The organism is Salinilacihabitans rarus, assembly GCF_024296665.1.
Taxonomy (GTDB): Archaea; Halobacteriota; Halobacteria; order Halobacteriales; family Natrialbaceae; genus Salinilacihabitans; species Salinilacihabitans rarus.
In genome coordinates, this window is the sequence record NZ_CP100762.1 from 358,447 (window position 1) to 377,414 (window position 18,968).

Annotated in this window: 19 protein-coding genes; 3 read left to right on the top strand and 16 right to left on the bottom strand. The window is 70.7% G+C overall.

All coding sequences use genetic code 11. From position 1 onward, the window contains the following. Nucleotides 1-101: 101 nt before the first annotated feature. Nucleotides 102-1,307 (top strand): J domain-containing protein, encoded by a 1,206-nt coding sequence (locus tag NKG98_RS01890; RefSeq protein WP_254768055.1) that lies wholly within the window; start codon nt 102-104, stop codon nt 1,305-1,307. 1 nt (nt 1,308) lies between these two features. Here NKG98_RS01890 and NKG98_RS01895 read toward each other — a convergent pair whose 3' ends face one another. From NKG98_RS01895 to NKG98_RS01910, 4 genes are all read right to left on the bottom strand, one after another. Further along, nucleotides 1,309-1,974, bottom strand: a complete 666-nt coding sequence (locus NKG98_RS01895; protein WP_254768056.1) for a uracil-DNA glycosylase family protein — start codon at nt 1,972-1,974, stop codon at nt 1,309-1,311. A gap of 21 nt (nt 1,975-1,995) precedes the next feature. Next, nucleotides 1,996-2,682: a helix-turn-helix domain-containing protein gene (locus NKG98_RS01900; protein WP_254768057.1), complete on the bottom strand. Its 687-nt coding sequence runs from the start codon at nt 2,680-2,682 to the stop codon at nt 1,996-1,998. Nucleotides 2,683-2,885: 203 nt separating this feature from the next. Beyond that, nucleotides 2,886-3,437, bottom strand: coding sequence for a peroxidase-related enzyme (locus NKG98_RS01905; protein ID WP_254768058.1), 552 nt, complete (start codon nt 3,435-3,437; stop codon nt 2,886-2,888). 62 nt (nt 3,438-3,499) lie between these two features. Then, complete coding sequence (locus NKG98_RS01910; protein WP_254768059.1) at nt 3,500-4,372, bottom strand: COX15/CtaA family protein; 873 nt, start codon at nt 4,370-4,372, stop codon at nt 3,500-3,502. A 104-nt stretch (nt 4,373-4,476) separates the two neighbouring features. Between NKG98_RS01910 and NKG98_RS01915 the strand changes: the two genes are divergently transcribed. After that, complete coding sequence (locus NKG98_RS01915) at nt 4,477-5,577, top strand: M24 family metallopeptidase (protein WP_254768060.1); 1,101 nt, start codon at nt 4,477-4,479, stop codon at nt 5,575-5,577. 62 nt (nt 5,578-5,639) lie between these two features. Here the strand turns inward: NKG98_RS01915 and NKG98_RS01920 are convergent, their stop codons facing one another. The 12 genes from NKG98_RS01920 to NKG98_RS01975 form a co-directional block, all read right to left on the bottom strand. After that, entirely contained in the window at nt 5,640-6,254 is a 615-nt protein-coding gene (locus NKG98_RS01920; RefSeq protein WP_254768061.1) for a helix-turn-helix domain-containing protein, read from the bottom strand. A 54-nt stretch (nt 6,255-6,308) separates the two neighbouring features. Continuing rightward, the gene (locus NKG98_RS01925; RefSeq protein WP_254768062.1) at nt 6,309-7,391 is read right to left on the bottom strand and encodes a glutamate--cysteine ligase; all 1,083 of its coding nucleotides are present in this window, start codon (nt 7,389-7,391) and stop codon (nt 6,309-6,311) included. Nucleotides 7,392-7,455: 64 nt separating this feature from the next. Then, the gene (locus tag NKG98_RS01930; protein ID WP_254768063.1) at nt 7,456-8,091 is read right to left on the bottom strand and encodes a fibrillarin-like rRNA/tRNA 2'-O-methyltransferase; all 636 of its coding nucleotides are present in this window, start codon (nt 8,089-8,091) and stop codon (nt 7,456-7,458) included. Then, complete coding sequence (locus NKG98_RS01935; RefSeq protein WP_254768064.1) at nt 8,084-8,938, bottom strand: NOP5/NOP56 family protein; 855 nt, start codon at nt 8,936-8,938, stop codon at nt 8,084-8,086. Before NKG98_RS01935 ends, NKG98_RS01930 begins: the two co-directional genes overlap by 8 nt. A 76-nt stretch (nt 8,939-9,014) precedes the next feature. Further along, on the bottom strand, nt 9,015-10,091 hold the full coding sequence (locus NKG98_RS01940) for a DUF63 family protein (RefSeq protein ID WP_254768065.1): 1,077 nt from the start codon (nt 10,089-10,091) through the stop codon (nt 9,015-9,017). A gap of 70 nt (nt 10,092-10,161) precedes the next feature. Further along, entirely contained in the window at nt 10,162-10,611 is a 450-nt protein-coding gene (locus NKG98_RS01945) for an Lrp/AsnC family transcriptional regulator (RefSeq protein ID WP_254768066.1), read from the bottom strand. Between the two features lie 68 nt (nt 10,612-10,679). Further along, nucleotides 10,680-11,501, bottom strand: a complete 822-nt coding sequence (locus tag NKG98_RS01950) for an inositol monophosphatase family protein (protein ID WP_254768067.1) — start codon at nt 11,499-11,501, stop codon at nt 10,680-10,682. 83 nt (nt 11,502-11,584) lie between these two features. Then, the gene (locus NKG98_RS01955; protein WP_254768068.1) at nt 11,585-12,223 is read right to left on the bottom strand and encodes a helix-turn-helix domain-containing protein; all 639 of its coding nucleotides are present in this window, start codon (nt 12,221-12,223) and stop codon (nt 11,585-11,587) included. Nucleotides 12,224-12,349: 126 nt separating this feature from the next. Continuing rightward, nucleotides 12,350-13,162: a 4Fe-4S binding protein gene (locus tag NKG98_RS01960; protein WP_254768069.1), complete on the bottom strand. Its 813-nt coding sequence runs from the start codon at nt 13,160-13,162 to the stop codon at nt 12,350-12,352. A gap of 3 nt (nt 13,163-13,165) precedes the next feature. Then, complete coding sequence (locus NKG98_RS01965) at nt 13,166-13,777, bottom strand: 4Fe-4S binding protein (protein ID WP_254768070.1); 612 nt, start codon at nt 13,775-13,777, stop codon at nt 13,166-13,168. A 125-nt stretch (nt 13,778-13,902) separates the two neighbouring features. Then, the gene (locus NKG98_RS01970; RefSeq protein WP_254768071.1) at nt 13,903-14,199 is read right to left on the bottom strand and encodes a hypothetical protein; all 297 of its coding nucleotides are present in this window, start codon (nt 14,197-14,199) and stop codon (nt 13,903-13,905) included. Nucleotides 14,200-14,210: 11 nt separating this feature from the next. Continuing rightward, nucleotides 14,211-15,812 carry a reductive dehalogenase gene (locus NKG98_RS01975; protein WP_254768072.1) on the bottom strand — a complete coding sequence of 534 codons (1,602 nt, stop codon included), beginning with the start codon at nt 15,810-15,812 and terminating at the stop codon, nt 14,211-14,213. A 341-nt stretch (nt 15,813-16,153) separates the two neighbouring features. Here NKG98_RS01975 and NKG98_RS19045 point away from each other — a divergent pair, with 341 nt between their 5' ends. Beyond that, entirely contained in the window at nt 16,154-18,964 is a 2,811-nt protein-coding gene (locus NKG98_RS19045; RefSeq protein ID WP_304612848.1) for a S8 family serine peptidase, read from the top strand. Nucleotides 18,965-18,968 lie beyond the last annotated feature (4 nt).

Sequence of the window (18,968 nt, forward strand, 5' to 3'; positions counted from 1 at the left end):
GGTGCCAACCGCCCCGTCCCCCACGTCGAGTATTCAAGATATAAGTACCCGTGCGCGAATCTCTCCGCAACGATAGCGTCCAACCGGACGACAGATATTCGATGACCGAGGACTTCTACGAGCTTCTCGACGTTCCTCCCGACGCCTCGCAAGACGAGATCAAGCGGGCGTTTCGTGAGCAGGTCCGGGTCTACCACCCGGACCACAACGACGACGACCGCGCGCGGGCGCAGTTCACCGCGATCAAGAAAGCCTACGACATCCTCGGCGACCCGGTCGAGCGGCAGGCGTACGACCGGCTGGGCCACGAGGACTACGTCGCCAAGCGGACCAAAGGGCTGCCCTCGCCGGACGTCTGGGAGCCGCCCGACGAGGACGAACTGCGCTCGCGCGACCGGTCGAGCGCGTCGGGGCGGTCGACGGACCGCTCGCGGTCGAGCGCCGACGCGGGTGCGACCTCGACGGGATCGACGCGCACGTCCGCGGGTGCGACCTCGACGTCCCGCGGCCGTCGAACGACCCGGTCGACGGGGTCGACGTCCTCGTCGACCGGCGGCGGGAGGACGACCCGGAGCGCGGGCGCGACCGACTCGCGGCGCTCGCGATCCGCGGCGGGCGACGCCGACGGACCCGTCGACGCGCTCGTCCGGTGGTGGCGGGCGCGCAACCTCGCGTGGCCGCTCATCTGGGCGTCGGTGCTGACCTACCTCGCCGGCCTCGGCCACTACGCGCTCGAACACGAGGCGGCGCTGCGCCGGGTCGTCGAGGAGGCCGGCGCGATCGGTCCCGACCCGGCCGGCCTCCTGTCGTTCCTCTCGAGCGGTCACCACGGCCTCGAGTCCCCGGCGGCGTTCGTCGCGGGGGCCGACTTCGTCGGGGCGTCGCTCCCGACCGCGCAGTGGCACGGCGCGCTCGCCGGGCTGGTGGCGCTCTCGGCGCTGCTCGTCGTCGGCGCGCGGCTGGCGCGCGACCGGCCGGTCAGGGACCGGCTGACGACCGACGAGACGATCGTGATCGCGCTCGCGGTCGCCGTCGCGACGACGCTCGTCGGCGGGCCGCTGCTGGCCGGCGCCGCCTTGCTGCCGCTGTTGTTCGGCGTGATCGTCCACCGGACCCACCAGTTGCCCGGCTGGTCGCCGTCGTACCTCTACGTCCTCGGCGTGCTCGCGCCGGCGGCCGGCCTCGTGGCCGCCGCGGCGGGCGCCGACTCGCTGATCGGCGACCTGCTCGCGTTCGTCGTCGTCCCGCTCGTCGCCGCGCTCGGCCTCCCGGTCCGCGTCGAGATCCGCAAACGGTACGGGCGCTGACCTACCCGATCCTCGTCGCGACGCCTTTCGTCTGCCGGTAGTCCGACGCGAGGATCCCCCGCATCGTCTCCAGCAGCGCCTCGCGGTCGCCGTCGTCCCACGCGGCCGGGTCACGGATCGGGACGACGAGGAAGCCCCGGCCGCGGACCTCGCTCGCGTGGCGGGCGGCGAGGTCGAGGTCGTCACCGAAGCGACGGCGCTGGGTCGTGTACTCCCGGAGGACGTGGTCGGTCGGCCATTCGCCGACCGGCAGCAGGATGTGGGCGTTGACCGCGCGCAACTCCGCGTCGAAGTACCGCTCCAGTTCGTCGTACTCCGCCTCGGTCGGCTCGCGGCCGCCGGCGAGGCAGTTCATGTGGAGGTAGCTGCAAAAGAGGTTCGACAGGGCGGGGCGCTCCGGCGGGCCGGAGACGAACCCGAGGTCACGGAAGACGTCGAGCAGGGTCTCCCCCCGCTCGGTCCCGGTGAACGGGACGCCCGTCTCCTCGCCGCCGTGGACGCCGGGGTGGTCGCCGATCAGGTGGAAGTCGGCGTTGGCGTCGCCGTAGCCGAAGACCGCGGGCGGGCTCCCGGGGTCCTGTCGCTCGAACGGCGGGCGCATCCCGAACGGGTTGCTGATCCTGTCGGTGACGTTCTTCACGGACGGACAAACGGCGTCGCGACCCATAACGGCCGCGATACCGGAATATTAGCGGTCCGGCGGCGGCTCGACGCCGGTCCGGTCCGGCCGGGGGTCGGCGGCGATGGTCGACTCGATCAGGGCGGCGAGGCCGCGGCGGAGCCGCTGGGAGACCGCCGAGTCGGAGACGCCGAGGCGTTCGCCGAGGTCGACCAGCGTCGCCCGCCGGGGAACCTCGAAGTAGCCCGCCTCGTAGGCCGCCAGCAGCAGGTCGCGCTGGGCGTCGGTCAGGCCGAACCCGACGTCGCGCTCGGGCGGGACCGCCTCGCGCAACCGGACGAGTTCGATCGACAGCCCGCGGTCGACACAGCGGGCGTGAAACGCCGAGAGGTCGTCGTAGCCGGGCAGGCGGAGCCGGAACGTCCAGCGGTCGGCCGTCCCGATCGCGTCGGTGACGATCGCGTCCGACTCGCGGATCGCCTCGACGAGGCCGTCGACCTCGTCGACCCACTCCAGTTTGACGAGGGCGTATCGGCCGACCTCGTCGAGCACCGTCGCCGACGCCACGTCGGGGTCGGCCTCCAGCGCCTCGACCGGCGAGGCGGAGAGTTCCGTCGGCACCCAGAGGTACGGGAGCACCTCCTCGCCGGTCGGCACCGCCGTCTCGGCGAGGAGGGCGCGTTTCGAGTCCGCTTCGAGGGTCGTCCCGAGGGGGAACTCCGCGGCGGGGACGGCGACGGTCACGAGCAGGCTCATCCGCGGCTCACCGTCGTCACCGGGCGATGCGAAGCGTCTCCGGGGGGAGCGGCGCCGCTGGGGGGCCACGCGTCGGGGGTCTGGCGTCGGTCTCGGCGATCCATGAACGACTCGTTGTCTGTGACATTCTCCGTCAGACACATGAATACGGAGCTTGGATGTCGAAGCCGTTTATACGAGCCACGCTCCGTGCGGCCGGCGGCTCACCGCCCGAGCGAGTGGAACTCCTCGTTGGGCCGCATGTCGGCCAGCTGGGCCATCCGGTTCGAGAGGTTGAAGAAGGCGGCGACGGCCCCGACGTCCCAGATCGCCTGCCGGCTGAACCCGTGGGCCGCCAGCCGTTCGAGGTCGGCCGCCTCGACGGCCGCGGGTGACTCGGTGAGCTTCACGGCGAGGTCGAGCATGGCCCGGTGGCGGTCGCTGACGTCCGCGGTCCGGTAGTTCGCCACGAGTTGATCGGCCAGCAGCGGGTCGTCGCCGTAGAGACGTAGCAGGGCGCCGTGGGCGACGTTGCAGTAGTAACAGTCGTTCGCGCCGCTGACGGCGACGACGATCATCTCGATCTCCTCGCGGGTCAGTTCGGTGTCCTCGACGAGCGCGTCGTAGTACCGGAAGAACGCCCGGAAGTGCGACGGGCGGTAGGCGTACGCGAGGAAGACGTTCGGCGTAAAGCCCGCCCGCTCGGTCTCCTCCTCGATGCGGTCGACGACGTCCTCGGGGAGGTCGTCGAGGGACGGTACCGGGAATCGGGTCATCGGATCGACGTCCGACATGGGCGCGAAGACGACCCCCGGGACGGTAAGGATACGGGTCCGGGTCAGGCCGACAGCGGGCTCCGGGTGTCGCCGCCGCGGCGGGCGAGCCACGCCGCGGCGAGCAGGGCCGCGAAGAGGACCGCCGTCGTGAGCGTGTAGAGCTGGTCGAGCGCGGGCGCGAACGTCATCACGCTGCGCCGGCCGAGCAGGAGGACGAGGAACGTCAGGACGGGCGTCGCGAACAGGACGCCGACGAGCCGCCGGTCGGCGAACCGCCGCGGGCCGACCATCGCGGCGAGGATCACCGCGCCGACGAGCGTCAGCGTCGCGGCCATCTGGATCGTCATGGTGACGTCGGTGTACCCCTGAATGAACAGGGGGCTCAACACGAGCTGGACCGGGACCGCGACGGCGGCGAGCCCGAGCGCCGCGGTGACGTGGGTCCGCGTCAGCCGCGTCGACCAGACGGTGACGGCGGCGACGACGTAGACGACGAAGATGGCGATCGCGGTCCAGAAGTGCATCGAGAGGATCTCGAGTTCGTACGAGAGGACGGTCTCGCGGCCCAGCAGGATCTGCACCGGCGTCAGGACCAGCCCGAGGGTGACGAGGGCGGTGACGCGCCGGCCGACGCCCCCGGCCCGCCAGGCCGCGGCGGCGGTGCCGACGATGAAGAGCCCGGCGGTCCCCGCGACGACGCGGTGGATCCACTCGTAGAAACTCGGCCGTCCCTGGGGCAGCAGGTTCAGGAAGCCGCCGTCACAGACCGGCCAGTTGGCGTTACAGGCCAGCCCCGAGCCGGTCACCCGCGCGGCGACGCCGAGGACGATCGTCCCGGCGACGAACAGCGTCGTCACCGCGAGCAGGTGCTCGAACCCGAAGCGGTCGAGCGGCGAACGGGTCGAAGAATCGGACGTGTGGCTGTCGTACGACACGGGCGTTCTGTCGACGGTTGGGAACGGCCGTACTTAGGTTTCCCGAGTCCCCGTCGAGTCGACGGCTTCGTCGGATTCAATACCCCGCCGTTCCAGCGACCGCCATGGAGAAACTGGAGCGACTCGACGCCTCCCTCGACCGGAACGGGCTCGAGACGGTCTGGCTCGTGCGACCGAACTCCTACGCGTGGCTCACCGGCGGCAGCGCCGTCGTCGACCGTGAGAGCGACCTCGGGGTCGCCGCGGTCGGCTACGACGGCGACGAGGTGACGCTGCTGACCAACACCATCGAGGCCGACCGCCTCGAAGCCGAGGAACTGCCGGATCTGGACCGCGACGCCGTCCGCGTCGAGACGTTCCCGTGGCACGAGCGCTCGCTCGTGGAGGCGATCGCCGAGCGGACCGACGGCCCCGCCGCCGCGGACGTCGACGTGCCCGGTCTCGACCGCGTCGACCCCGCGACGCTCCGCCAGCCGCTGACCGAGACCGACCGCGAGCGCTACCGCGACCTCGGCCGCGAGACGGCCGCCGCCGTCGAGGCCGTCTGCCGGGAACTCGAACCGGAGGACGCCGAACACGAGGTCTCCGCGGCGCTGTCGGTCGCGCTGTCGGCCCGGGGGATCGAGGCGCCGGTCGTCCTCGTCGGCGGCGCCGAGCGCGCGCAGGCGTACCGCCACTACACGCCGACGGACGCCCGACTCGGCGGGTACGCTCTCGTCTCGGTGACCGCCCAGCGCCACGGCCTCCACGCCAGTTGCACCCGCGCGGTCGCGTTCGACCCGCCGTCGTGGCTCGCCGAGCGCCACGCGGCCGCCGCACGCGTCGAGGCGACGGCGCTGGCGGCGACCCGCGAGGCGGCGACCGAGGGCGGAACGGCCGGCGACGTCTTCGCGGCGATCCAGGAGGCGTACGCCGACCTCGGCCACGAGGGCGAGTGGCGCCACCACCACCAGGGCGGAGCGGCCGGCTTCGCCGGCCGGGAGTGGATCGCCACCCCGGACCACGAGGCGCCCGTCGAGGCGCCGATGGCCTACGCGTGGAACCCGACCGTTCAGGGGGCCAAAAGCGAGGGAACCGTCCTCGTCTCGGAAGACGAGGTCGAACCGCTGACCGACACCGGAGGCTGGCCGACCGAGTCGGTGCGTGCGGTGGGGTACGACCTCGAACTCGAACGGCCCGCGGTGCTCGGCCTCGAGGAGGAGTAGCCGACTTCGACTGACACCGGTCGCTGACGTCGCGTTCCGGCCGGGTCGACGCCGTCCGTGCGTTACTCCTCGTCGACCTCGTCTCCCGGTCCGGCGTCGGCACCGGACTCGGGGTCGGCGTCGTCGTTTGCCGACGCCCGATCGTCGGCCGCGTCCGGCGCGCTCGTGTCGTCGACGGTGATCGTCACGGGTTCGACGCCCTCGTCGAGGTCCCCCTCCTCCTCGCGGTCGAGGATGCGGTCGAGGGTGAAGATCGTGTTGAGTTCGCGCTGGACCTGATCGACGACGCCGCCGACGAGTTCGCTCGGCTGGATCGCCGTGTACTCGTAGGGGTTGTTGCCGGCGCCCTCGCTCGCGCGCTTCTCGCGGCTGACCCGCTCCTCGTCGTGCAGTTCGGCGAGCGCCTCGCGGACCGTGCTCGGGTAGAGGCCGGTCCCCTGGGCGACCTCCTCGGAGGTGCTCCCGGGGTTTGCGAGCAGGTAAACGTAGATCTTCGCCCGGGTCTCCGTGTCGAGGATCCAGGCGAGCAGGTCGACGATCCGGCCGTCGAGTTCCTCGGCCGCGCTCGCCGTCGGTTCCTGCCCCTCCCCCTCGACCGGCGTGATTCCGCCGTCTTCGGTGTCGTCGACCCCGGTCTCGCCGGTCACCGGACGGTCGTCGGTGTCGTCTGAAGCCATGGCTCCTCTCGTGGGGTGAAAGCTATCCGCGGTGTTAAACCTTTGCGGGTCAGTTCACGCGGCTTCGAGCAGCAACGACCGGCAGAGGGCGTCGACGCCCGCCTCCTCGCGCAGTCGGCGCTGCCGGTGCGCGCCGCTCTCGCGCTCGTAGACCCGGCGGATGCCGTCGACGCCGAGGCGCTCGGACTCCCGGTCGACGAGTTCGCCGAGGTCGACGGTCCCCTCCACCTCGCGGTCGAGGAACGCGGCGTCGTGGCCGTAGCGGATCGCCCGCCACTTGTTCTCGTCGAGCAGTTCGCGGCGGTGGCGGCGGGCGGACGTGCCGTCCTCGTACTCCTCGGCCAGCGCGGTCACGAGCGCGTGGGCGTACTCGACGAACGCGTAGACGACGTCGGGGTCGGCCTGCCCGTCGGGGGTCCGTATCTCGACGGTGCCGTGGCCGGTGTGCGGACGGACGTCGTACCAGAGTTCGCCGCGGTCGTTTATCGCGCCGGATTCGAGCATCCGGCGCTCGAAGTCGTCGAACGCGGCGAAGTCCTCGAAGTAGGTCGGCATCCCCGTGTTCGGCAGCGCCTCGAAGATCTTCGCCCGGGCGGACTGGAGGCCGGTGTCGAAGCCGTTCCAGTACGGCGAGTTGGCCGAGAGCGCCAGCATGATCGGCACGTACCACCGCAACTCGTTTGCGATCCAGACGGCCTTGTCGGCGTCGTCGACGCCGACGTGGACGTGGACGCCCGCGGTCGTGTTGCGGTGCTGGGGATACTGGATGCGGTCGAGTTGCGAGCGGTAGCGGGGCTTCTCGGCGTGTTCGAGTTGGCGCCACCTCGCAAGCGGGTGCAGGCCCGCGGCGGCGACCCGGAAGCCGTAGGCCTCGGCGTAGGAAACGAGCGCCTCGCGTACGTCACACAGCACGTCGCGGGCCTCGCCCGGGTCGTCGATCAGCGGCGTCTGGGTCTCGATCACGAACTTGAACAGTTCGTGGTCGAGTCGCCCATCGAGAATCTCCGGCGGCTCTCCCTCGTAGACGAGTTCGTCGGTCCCGCTCGTCGGGCGGCCGCGCTCGTCGACGACGAAGCACTCCTCCTCGATGCCCAGCGTGCCCATTCGCGTGAACGATTCGGGCGACCCCCGTTCCATCGTTGCGCGTCTTTCGGCCCGGGAGATAAATACGGTTTGGAGTCGGCAGCGCCTCCGCGGCGACTCACCGCGGCCGGGCGACGACCCCGAGGTGGTCGGCGTGGTACTCGTCGAGCCGCCGGCTTTCGAGGATCTCGTACCCCGTTTCGAGTTCCTCGCGCACCGCCGCGAAGACGGCGGCGGGGTCGCGGGTCACGTCCTCGCTTCTGGCCTTGATCGCGACGAGCAGGCGGCCGTCGTCGGCGAGGAACCGGCGGTTTTCGAGCGCCACGCGGGCCTGCCCCCGGGTCGCGACGTCCTGGACGACCGCGTCGACGTCCGCCTCGACGACGTGGGCGTAGGTCTCGGGCTTGCGGGCATCTTTCAGCAGCGGGAACAGCCGCGGGCGCGGTTCGGCCGCCGAGAGCAGGTCGCGGGCGGGGCGGGCGGCGAACTCGACGGCGTAGGTCGGCCCCGCGAAGTCGGCCACGTGGCTCGCGGTCGTCCCGCTGGCCGCCCCGAGGTAGAGTACCGTCTCGCCGCCTTCGAGGCCGGTCTCCATCCCGAGTTCGAACATCGCGCCGAGCTTCGACCGGCGCGGGTCCCACGCGCGCCACTCGCCGTCCGTGGGTTCGCCGTAGACGGGGTCGCCGCGGGTCGCCAGCCGCTCCCGGCCGTCGATTTCGCGGCGCTCGACGCCAGCGGGGAGGACGTCATTCACCGCCCTCACCTCCCGTATCGTCGGCGCGCGCCTGTATCGTCTCGATCCGCTCGGCGAGTTCGGCCTCGAGTTCCGGCCGGTAGTCGCCCGAATAGTGGTCGATCCGGGCCGCGATGGCGAGTTTGCCCGCGACCGCGCGGGCCGCCGACCCCCGGTCTTCCGGTCGGGTGCCGCGGACCGCGTCGTGGGTGTAGATGATCCCGTGTTTGGGCGAGGGGGCGTGCCCGCGGAGGTGCGCGAACAGCGCGTCCTCGGCGCCGAGCACCTGGACCGTCCCGCTGGGCTGTTTCGCCAGCGATTCGAGGCCGCCGGCGAGCGAGACCAGTCGCGCGGCGAGGACGGGGCCGGCGAGCGCCGCGAGGTTGGGCGCGACCGCCGGGGTGCGCCGTTCGACGAACGCCCGCAGGTCGTCGGCCTCGTCGGCGAGGGCCGCGACGCGGGCGGCCAGCGAGTGGACGCGTTCGAGCCCCGGTTCGGGCTCGCGGGCGGCCAGTTCGCGGGCGTACTCGACGCCGGTTCCCGCCTCGGGGTCGACCGTCCCGGCCCACTCGGCCAGCCGCTCGGCGAGTTCGTTGGCGGTCCGCCGGCAGTCGTCCATCGCCCGCACGGCGTGGACCAGCTGGCGGTCGTCGGCGCGCTCGCGCGCCTCGACGGCGGCCCGCGTCGCCACGAGCGAGGCCTCGTGCAGGGCGTCGTAGTAGCCCGCCTCGTCGGCCGCGAAGCCGGCGTCGACGGCGCGTTCGGGCCAGTCGCGGGGCTCGTCGGTCTCGCCGTCGCCGATGGCGGCGGCGAGCGCGTCGACGTCGTCCGGGTCGCCCGCCGCGAACCACCCGTCGGTGTCGGTCATGGGCGGTCGTTTCGCGCCGCGGCGATTAAACGCCTCGCTCCGCGGAGCGGGGCCGACGAGAACGGGCGGCGGGCGATCAGACGCCGAACGTCGCCCGGAGCATGTCGCGGGTGCCCGGCCCGAGGCCGACGGCGACGACGGTGATCAGCAGGAGGACGGCGTAGCGCGGGCTCTCCTCGAAGATGGTCTCGTCGAAGATCCAGACGACGAAGACGGCGGCGACGACCTTCAGGAGGAGGAACGGCCCCGCGTGGCCGAAGTAGTCGACGATCGCCGCGTTGATCGGGTGTTTCGGGATCAGGTTCTGCTCCCAGCCGAAGTACGTCGCGTACTCGAGGCCGATCACGTTCGCGACGCCGTCGACGGCGTGGGCCCAGATGACGACCAGTCCCATGTACTCGGTGCCCCGGTTGAGGTCGGGTGCGAACCGGTCGATCCCGACCCACGTGACCGCCGTGACGACGGTCGCGCCGCCGAGCGTCGCCACGAGGATGCCCGGGTAGAAGGACGTGTACGGCGTCGTCGCCGCGAGGTAGCTCAGGTAGCCGACCGTGACCGCGAGGGCGGCGGTCCCGAGGCCGGCCAGCGCGTACTCGTAGCCCCGGACGTGGCCGTTGCGTTCGAGCCGGACGGCCGCCACCAGCGCGGCGACCGTGAGCACGAAGACGGTACCGTAGATGAACGGGCTGATGAGAAACGCCGACCACGGCAGCGAGATCGGCGTCCCGCCGGCGACGTTGGCGTCCTCGACGACCCGGAGCGCCCCGCCGAACAGCATGAACGGGAACAGGCCGTAAAAGCCCGCGCGGTAGCGGGTGATATCGAGCCGGCGGATCAGGAAGATGATCCCGACCAGCAGCAGGATCAGCGTCGGGATGTAGCCGGCGTAGGAGACGAACGTGTACCCCGGGCTGGCGGTCGGGCCGTCGCCCGGACCCGCCTGAGTGCAGGGAATCTCCGTCCCGCCGGCCCACGCGACGCAACTCATCCCCTGTGCGTCGGCGACCACCGGTCCCCAGTAGTACTGCCAGATGAGGTCGACGTACACCCGCTGGGGGAACAGCGTCGCGCCGAGGACGACCGTGAGGCCGAGGATTCCGACGACCGCGACCCAGAGCCGTTCGGCGCCAACGCGGTCGATGTACTCGTCCATACACGATACGCCTGCGGGGCTTGCGTTTACCGTTTCCGATTCCGGTCGCGGGCGCTCGCCGTGCGGTGGCTCACAGCGGCAGTTCCTCGCTGTCGTGGGTCGTCCCGAGGACGACCATCGTCTGCGAGCGCGCGAAGCCGTCCATCCGGGCGATCCGGTCGAACATCAACTCCCGCAACGCGTCGGCGTCCTCGGCGTAGACGCGCATCATCACGTCCCACTCGCCGGTCGTCAGGTGAACCTCCTGGACGCCTTCGATCCCCGCGAGCGCTTCGAGGGTGTCGGTCTCGCGGCCCTGTTCGACCCGCAGGCCAACGATCGCGGAGATGTCGAGGCCGACCGCCTTCGGGTCGACCCGCGCGTGGTACCCTTCGATGACGCCGGCCTCTTCGAGGCGGTTGACGCGGTCGTGGACCGTGGCGCTCGACATGTCGATCCGGCGTGCGATCTCGCTGAACGGCGTCCGCGCGTTCTCCTGGAGAATCCGCAGGATCGCGCGGTCCGTGTCGTCGAGGTCCATACCTCGACGGGCGGACGCCCGGCTAAAAGGCCTTCCGGCGGGGGCAGATTCGCGGGATGGCGTCGGCCTCAGTCTCCGGCCTCGCGTTCGATCTCGCGGGCCGCCGCGAGCACCTCCTCGTGGACGGCCCCGTTCGAGGCCACGAGGCCGACGCTGTCGTGGCGCCAGCGCTCGCCTTCGAGGTCGGTGACCGTACCGCCGGCCGCCCGGACCATGTGGACGCCGGCGACCGAGTCCCACGGGTTCGCCCGCAGGTTCGTGATCGTCCCGTCGAGCGCGCCCGAGGCGACCATCGCCAGCGTGGCCTGCGCACAGCCGAACCGCCGCAGGTCGGCGAACCGGTCGACGATCGCTTTGCAGGCCGCGCCGTAGCGCCCGCGGTCGTCGAGGGCCCACCACAGCGTCGGCGCGACGGCGCAGGTCTCGGGGTCCGTCCGGTCGCTGACCGCGATCGGGTCGCCGTCGCGGAAGACGCCTTCGGGCCCCGACCGGTAGGCGTCCCCGAGCGCGGGGAAGACGTTCGCCGCGCCGACCGGTTCGCCGTCGACGACGGCCGCGACGGCCGTGCCGAACACTCGGATCCCCCGGACGAAGTTGTTCGTCCCGTCGATCGGATCGACGATCCACGCCGGCCCCGCTTCGGGGACCGCCTTCAGTTCGTCCTCCTCCTCGCCGACGACCGGGTCGTCGGGGTACTCCTCGCGGATCGCCTCGATGACGGCCCGCTGGGCGTCGCGGTCGGCCTGCGTGACGACGTCGGTCTTCCCGCCTTTCGTCTCGACTGCGATCCCCTCCCGGAACGCCTCCTCGGCGACCGCGGCGCCGGCCTCGGCCGCCCGCGCGGCCCTCGTAGCCCGGGCCGCGTGGTCCTCGTCGTCGCTCTCGTTCATCGTCGAGGGTGAGCGGGCCGGCGACAAAAGGTGTAGGGGTTCCGGCGGTCGGGGTCGTCCCCGCGTCGCGGCCGCGGGGCCGGTCAGCGGATGGCCTCGAACAGTTCGCGGACGAGTTTCCGCTCGGCCGCACAGAGGCGGTTCGAGACCGCAGAGCGCGTGATCCCGAGACGATTCGAGATGTCCGCGAGGTCCGTCCGGCGTGGCACGTCGTAGTAGCCGGCGCTCACCGCGACTTCGACGGCCTCCAGTTGCTTGTCCGTGAAGCCGTCCACCTCCAGCGTGAACGACCTGTTCGCCTCGTCGAGTTCGTCCGTCGTGAGTTGCTGGAGTCGGACCTCGGCCCCAGTGTCCTTCAGCGAGCTGATAATAGAGAAGATCTGCTCCCGGTCGCAGGTCGACAGCGAGACGATCAGGTCGTCGTCCTCGAAGGCGTCGACGCTCGAAATACAGTCGTGGGACCGGATCACCGAACAGATGCACTTCTCGTGGACGTTCGTCTTGACGAGCGTCGCGTCCGACTCACCCGTCCGCAGTTTCGCGCGACACTCGTCGCACTCCTCTTCGTTGTTGTGACAGATAGACTGCATTACCTCCCGGCTGGAGCCGATCGCATCGAGTATCGGACAGTTCGAGTCGGGGTGCGGCGTGATTCGTAACACCGCGTTGAGACACTCTTCAACGGTTATCACGTCGAGAGGAGTTTCGTTGCAGTCAGTCATCTTATACGTAACTATCCGCGGCACGCTTACAAGTCCACGCTCCATTCCCAGCGAGTGGGGTTCACGACGGGAGTCCCCGTCGTAGCCGGGGTCGTGAGGGGCACGTCGCCGGTCGGCGTCCGACGGTCATCGCTTCTCGTCGTCGGCCGACCGCCGTCGGTGCAAGTCGAGCAGGTCCACGTCGAGGGCGTCGGTGGGACACTCCTCGACGCACCGGAAGCAGTTGATACACGCGTCCTGCTCGGTTCGGGGTCCCCGGACGTCGTTTCCCCGCGGGCAGACGGTTACACAGCGGTTACAGTCGATGCACTCGTCCGGCGCGTACCGAACGGTCTCGGTCGACGTGTACACGTTCGCGACGCCGCCGACGTTTCCGACGGGACAGACGCGGGGCCAGTCCACGACGAACAGCACGACGAACGGGTACGCGGCGGCGATGCCGAGGCTCCACGACAGCGTCTGGTGTTTCCCGAGGAGGATCAGGTTCCGCGAGATGATCCCGATCGGACAGAAGGAACTCCAGAACGGGTAGCCGGTCACCGCGGTGACCCCCAGTACCCCTGCAAGCAGCGCGACGCCGTCGCGCCAACTCGTCGATACCGGGAGCCGACGCGACGCGCCGTGGACCCACATCAGGGGCCGGGACCGCTGCACCCAGTGGACGATCGGTCGCATCGGACAGACCCACCCGCACAGCGACCGTCCGAGGACGAGTACGACGCCGAGGGTCAACAGCGTGTAGGGGAGCGCGACCCACACGACCGAGCGCGTGGCGAGCGTGATCTCCAGAAAGCCCACCGGACAGATAAACCGGAGCATCCCCACCCCGAACGCCGAGAGCGATCCGGTCGCGACTTCGAGTCCCGACCCGACGAGGATCAACGCGAGCACGCCGAGGAAGAACGCGTTCCGGACGGTCCGGATGGAGAGGCGCGACATCGGTCACCCCCTCCGGACCGGGTACGCCGCCTCCTCGTCGGGCGGGTACAGTTCGATCGCCGTCCCGTCGACGGGACAGGCCTCGACGCACCGGCCACAGCCCGGACACCGGTCGGTGTCCACCGAGAACGTCTCCCGGTCCTCGTAGCCGGGTTCGCGGATCGCGTCGGTGGGACACACCGGGTCGCAGTTCGAGCAGTTGATACAGCGGCCGGCGTCGACCTGTGCGACCCCGATCACCTCGTCGGCCGGGAGGCGGCCGCGGTCGTCCGTGGGCAGGTCCCGGAGCGCGTCGGTCGGACAGGCGTCGACGCAGTCGAGACACGCCTCGTTCCACGCGATACAGCCGCCGTTTTCGGGATCGAGGATCGGCACGCCGCTGTGTAACAGCCCGTCGGGGACGTCGGCGAACGTCAGCGCCGACGTCGGGCAGACCTGGACGCAGCGGCCGCACTTGATGCAGCGTTCGAGCAGTCGCTCGTCGGCGTCGACGCTCGGCGGGAAGACGGCCTCGTCGGCGTCGCCGCCGACGACGCCCGCTCGAATCAACAGGGTTCCCAGCGCGGTGACGGCCGCGGCTTCGCCGCCGTAGCGGAGCGCCTCGCGCCGGTTCACGCCGGCCACCCCCTTCCCGTCGCGGGACGGCGTCGACGGTCGCGTCTCGGAGTACTGGTGGTGTGCATGTGGTTTGACGTCGAAACGGACGTTCGTGGGGTGCGGGACGATAGCCGACTCCGGCGTTAGCTCTCGAGCCGACGGACGAGCGCGGATCGGGCGCCGTGGGGGTCACGCCAGAGGTAGATCGCGAGCCCCGCCAGCAGCCACGCGATCAGGATCCCCAGCAGGATTCGTCCCGCCTGCGGGACCTGTTCGCGGTAGGCGCCCGCTGCCCAGTCGTACCACACCCACAGTCCGACGAGCCAGATCACGCCGAGGACGACGCCGGGCGCGCCGAGTTGCGCCAGTTTCGCCTTCGTGAGCGATCCGACCGTCCGCCAGTAGCCCGCGTCTTCGAGTTCCGTGTTGTGTGCCGTCATCGTTGTCACCTCTAGAACGTCCCGAGACCGGGGTCCGCGTAGATGCCGTACGGGAGCCAGTCCATCTCCCAGATCGCCTCCGCGGGGAGGGGTTGCTCGTAGCCGAACGCGCGCGACATCGTCGCCAGCATCCCGTCGACGGTGCCCGAGATGCCCGCCTGCCAGCGGACGATCTCGTGGAGCCAGCTTCGACCCTGCGTGAACGGGCAGGCGTTCATACAGGCGCTGTCGTTCGTGCCGTTCTCGCCCCAGAACTTCCGGCAGCGCGCGCCGTCGTTGTACCATTTGCGGACGCCGGGGTTCTTGTGCTCTTGCGTGCCGGGATAGGGGCTCTCCCACGTCTGCGTGCCGGTCGGAATCGCGCCGGCCGGACACTGGTGGGCGCAGATCTTGCAGGCGTCACAGAACTCGTTCGCCCCGAACCGGATCCAGTCGTCGGACTCCAGGGGCATGTCCGTGAAGATCTTCGACACCCGCAGGTTCGAGCCGAACTGCGGGTGGATGAGCCGCGCGTGGCGGCCGTGCTCGCCGAGGCCGGCGTCGATCGCCAGCGGGACGGTGGCGGCGAGGTCGTTCCCGCTCGGGATGGCGCGGTAGCCCATGTGCTCGATCCACAGCGACATCGTCTCCAGCGCGTACCCCTGGCGTTCGTACCCCATGTTAGAACAGAGGCCGCTGGCGAGAGACTGGCCCGTCCGACCCATGTTCCGGGGCATCTCGATGGCGATGACGATCGCCTTGTCGTAGCTCTCGGGGAAGTAGACGGTACCGTCGTCGCCGTGTATCCGGTCGTAGTCCCCGATTTCGACGGTCTGGCCGAACTGGGTCGTCTCGTAGATCCAGCGCTCGTCTACGTCCGCGACGCCGACGGCGCCGACGCCCATCATCCGCGCGAGTTTCTTGACCTTGTGGGTCAGGTCGGCCGGGTCGGTGAGGTCCGGCGCCCGCGTCGCCAGTTCGTCGTCGTCGAGGCCGTGTTTCTCGTAGAACGTCGTCTCCGCCCGGTTCACGTGTGCCCCCCAGCCGGGACGGGCTCTGGCGTCGTTTATCGCCCAGAGCGCTCGCGCCTCGCCCACGCTGGAGGCCTCGTACGGGTCCATGTTGCCGATCGTCACGGAGCCCCGACCCACCCAGGCGTTTTCGATCTGGGTTATCGGGTCCGACTCGCTCGCGTCCGGTTCGCCGATGTCGCCGGACGTTTCGCCGTAGAGGTCGGGGTGGCGGATCGCGTGTTTCGACGCGTCGATCCGCTCGTAGACGTCGTCGTCGACCTCGTAAGGGGGGTCGTCGACCTTCCGGACGCCGAGGGGCGCGTCGCTCGCGGACGCGACCGCCTTCATCCCCGACTCGAAGTCGTCGCCGAAGAACAGCTTCTGGGCGAACAGCGCGTTCAGGACCGCGAGACCGCCCCCGCCCGCGAACGCCCCCAGGACGGCCCGCCGGTCGACCTCCGTCTCGACGATGTCCTCGAAGAGGTCCTCGTAGGTCTCCTCCATCTCCCGCCGGTCGATCTCCCCCTCGTGTTTGGCCATCTCCTGTAGCCCTTCCGGAAGGTCGTCGACGTCGTCGGATGGTTCCACTCCGCCGGAGAGTTCGTCGGGATTGCTGGCCATCGTCCGTACAATCGGTAGTAAGACGAATAGGTACTATGCGCTATATTACACGGGTACTAGTACGACCCTCGAAACGGACGGGGTCGAGCCGACGGCGCCGTCTACAGGGTGGCCTTATTTTGGGTGGGTGAAACCATCACTCACGATATATGTCGTCCTCCGGGATCGAACCGCCGGACGAACCGTCACGCCGAGAGCGACGAATCCGGACCGTTCCCGCGACGGGATGCGATACCTCGGTGATAAACGTTCCTCTCTCCAATACAGTGTGAGAAAACTGAACGTTCTTTTGCGACGTCGGGACGCGCGTGAGCGTGTGGCAGCCCGCCACACCACCGACTATGAGCAACGAACGCCACCACGACCGGGCGTCGGCGTCGTCCGGTTCCGACGCGGCGGACGGGTATCGACTGGACAGACGAACCGCGCTGAAACTCGCCAGCGTGGCGGGCGTCGGCGCCGTCTTCTCCGGGACGGCGCTCGGGGACGGCGCGTCGCCGGACGGGGAGCCGATCGATCCGGATCGCTCGCCGCCGTGGGAGGACCGCGACGGGCGGGGCGACCGGTGGGCGGCGGATCGGTGGTTCGTCGAACTCGAGGCGCCGCCGACGGTCCGCGGGGGGACGCCGGCGGACCACGCCGACGAGCGCGCTCGCCTCCGTGCGGCGGCCCGACGCGAGGGCGTCCGGTTCACCGAGCGGTACGACTTCACCGCGCTGTGGAACGGCCTCTCGGTTCGGGCCGACCTCGCCGACGCCGTCGCGATGAGCGGGTTCGACGCCGTCGGCGCGGTGTACCCGGTCGCGCTCGTCGACCGTCCCGATCCCGAAGAGGCGTCGCCGGAACTGGACACCGCGCTCGCGATGACCGGCGCGGACCGCGCGCAGAACCTCGGTCTCACCGGCGACGGCCGCAGCGTCGCGGTCGTCGACACGGGCGTCGACTACAACCACCCGGACCTCGGCGGCGGCGGTGACCCCGACGAGACGATCGAGGCCGGCGCCGACCGCACGTTCGACCACCCGCGGATCAGCCACGGCTGGGACTACGTCGGCGACGAGTTCGACGCCAGCGACCCGGACGCCGAACCCGACCCGAACCCCGACCCGATGGACCGCAACGGCCACGGCACCCACGTGGCCGGCATCGCGGGGGCGAACGCCGCCGCCGACGACGGCGTCACCGGCGTCGCGCCCGCGGTGGCCTTCGGGGCCTACAAGGTGTTCGGCGCCTCCGGGCCCACGACGGCCGACGTCATCGTCGCGGCGCTGGAGGACGCCTACGAGGACGGGATGGACGTCGTCAACATGTCCCTCGGGGCGAGCCTGACGTGGGGACAGGAGTACCCGACGACGGCCGCCAGCAACGAACTCGCCGCGCAGGGCGTCGCGGTCGTCAACTCCGCGGGCAACGACGGCGGACTGGGCGCGTGGAGCCTGAGCGCGCCGGCGAACGCCCACGACATCGTCAGCGTCGCCAGCGCCGAGAACACCTCCCTCGACGCGCTGGCCTTCGAGGTCACCGCGCTCGACGGGTCGGTTCCGTACCTCGAACTCAGCGGCGCGGAACTGCCGCCGACGGCGGGGGAGTCGGCGCCGCTGGCGCTGCCCGCCGAGAGCGAGATCGGCGGCGAGACGGGCTACTTCGGCTGCGAGCCCGAGGACTTCGCGGCGTTCCCGGAGGGCCACGTCGCGCTGATCGAGCGCGGTCATTGCACGTTCGCGCGGAAGTACCTGAACGCCGTCGAGGCCGGGGCGACGGGCGTGGTGATCTTCAACAACGTCTCCGGCCTGTTCAGCGGCACGATCCTCGACGCCGGCGTCGAGGGCGTCTGGGGGGCGGGCATCAGCCGCGCGGACGGGCTCGAACTCGCCGCCCTCGTCGACGCCGGCGAGGAGGTGCGACTCGGCTTCACCGACGAGGAGGTGTCGGTGCCGAACCCGAACGCCGGCCTGCTGTCGAGTTTCAGCTCCTACGGACAGGACGTCGAACTCGCGTTCGGCCCGACGCTCACCGCGCCGGGCGGGCTGATCACCTCCACCTACCCGCTGGAGCGGGACGGGTACGCGATGCTGTCGGGGACGTCGATGGCGGCGCCGCACGTCGCCGGCGCGGTCGCGCTGCTGCTCGAAGCCGAACCCGACCTCGATCCGTTCGCGGTACGCGACCGGCTACAGAACACCGCCGAGCCGGCGCCGTGGTCGCTCGCTCCCGGCGCCGGCTTCCTCGATCACAGCTTCCGGCAGGGGGCCGGGATGCTCCGGATCGACGAGGCGGTCGGCGCCGACCGGCGCGTCGAGCCCGGGCAGATAGCCGTCGGCGACGCCGACCGAACCGAGGTGACGGTGACGGTGTACAACGACGGTGACACGGACGTCGAGTACGCGATCGACCACGCCGGCACGCTCGGGACCGCGGCCAGCACGTTCGAACCGACGTTCCTCCTGCCGGGCGCCGCGGTCGAGGCCCCGGAGACCGTGACGGTCCCCGCCGGCGACTCGACCGCGGTCGACGTGACGATCGTCGCCCCCGGCTTCGGCTGGCCGAACCACCAGTACGGGGGCTACGTCGAACTGCGCCCCGACGACGAGGACGCGGCGACGCTGCGCGTCCCGTACGCGGGGTACGACGGCGAGTACCTGGACCTGCCGCTGTTCGGCTACTACGAGGGGCCGGACGAGTTCGTCGAGCGGGAGCCGCGGCTGGCGGCGATCGTCGACGAGGCGGACGGGGACCCCGTCACCGAACCGGTCGAGGCGGGCCACGAGTTCGCCGTCGCGGAGGGTGACTACCCGGTCGTCGAGGCGTTCTTCGGGCACTTCCCGCGGGAGATGCGGGTGTACGCCGAGCACCGGGAGAGCGGCCGGGAGTGGCTCGCGATGGCCGACGAGTACCTGCCACGCAGCGAGGGGCCGAACCACTACCGACAGTTCCCCTGGCCCGGGACGACCCGGGCGGGCGAGAGCGACGCCGCCCGCCCGGTCCCGAGCGGGACGTACACGCTCAGGGTGGAGGTCCTGCACACCCTCGGCGACCCCGAGAACCCCGCCCACTGGGAGACCTGGAAGTCGCCCGCGTTCGAACTCGACACCCGTCGGGCCCGGCGGCCGACGGCCTCGCCGGTCGACTCCCCCGCCAGTTCCGGGGAGTAGTCGG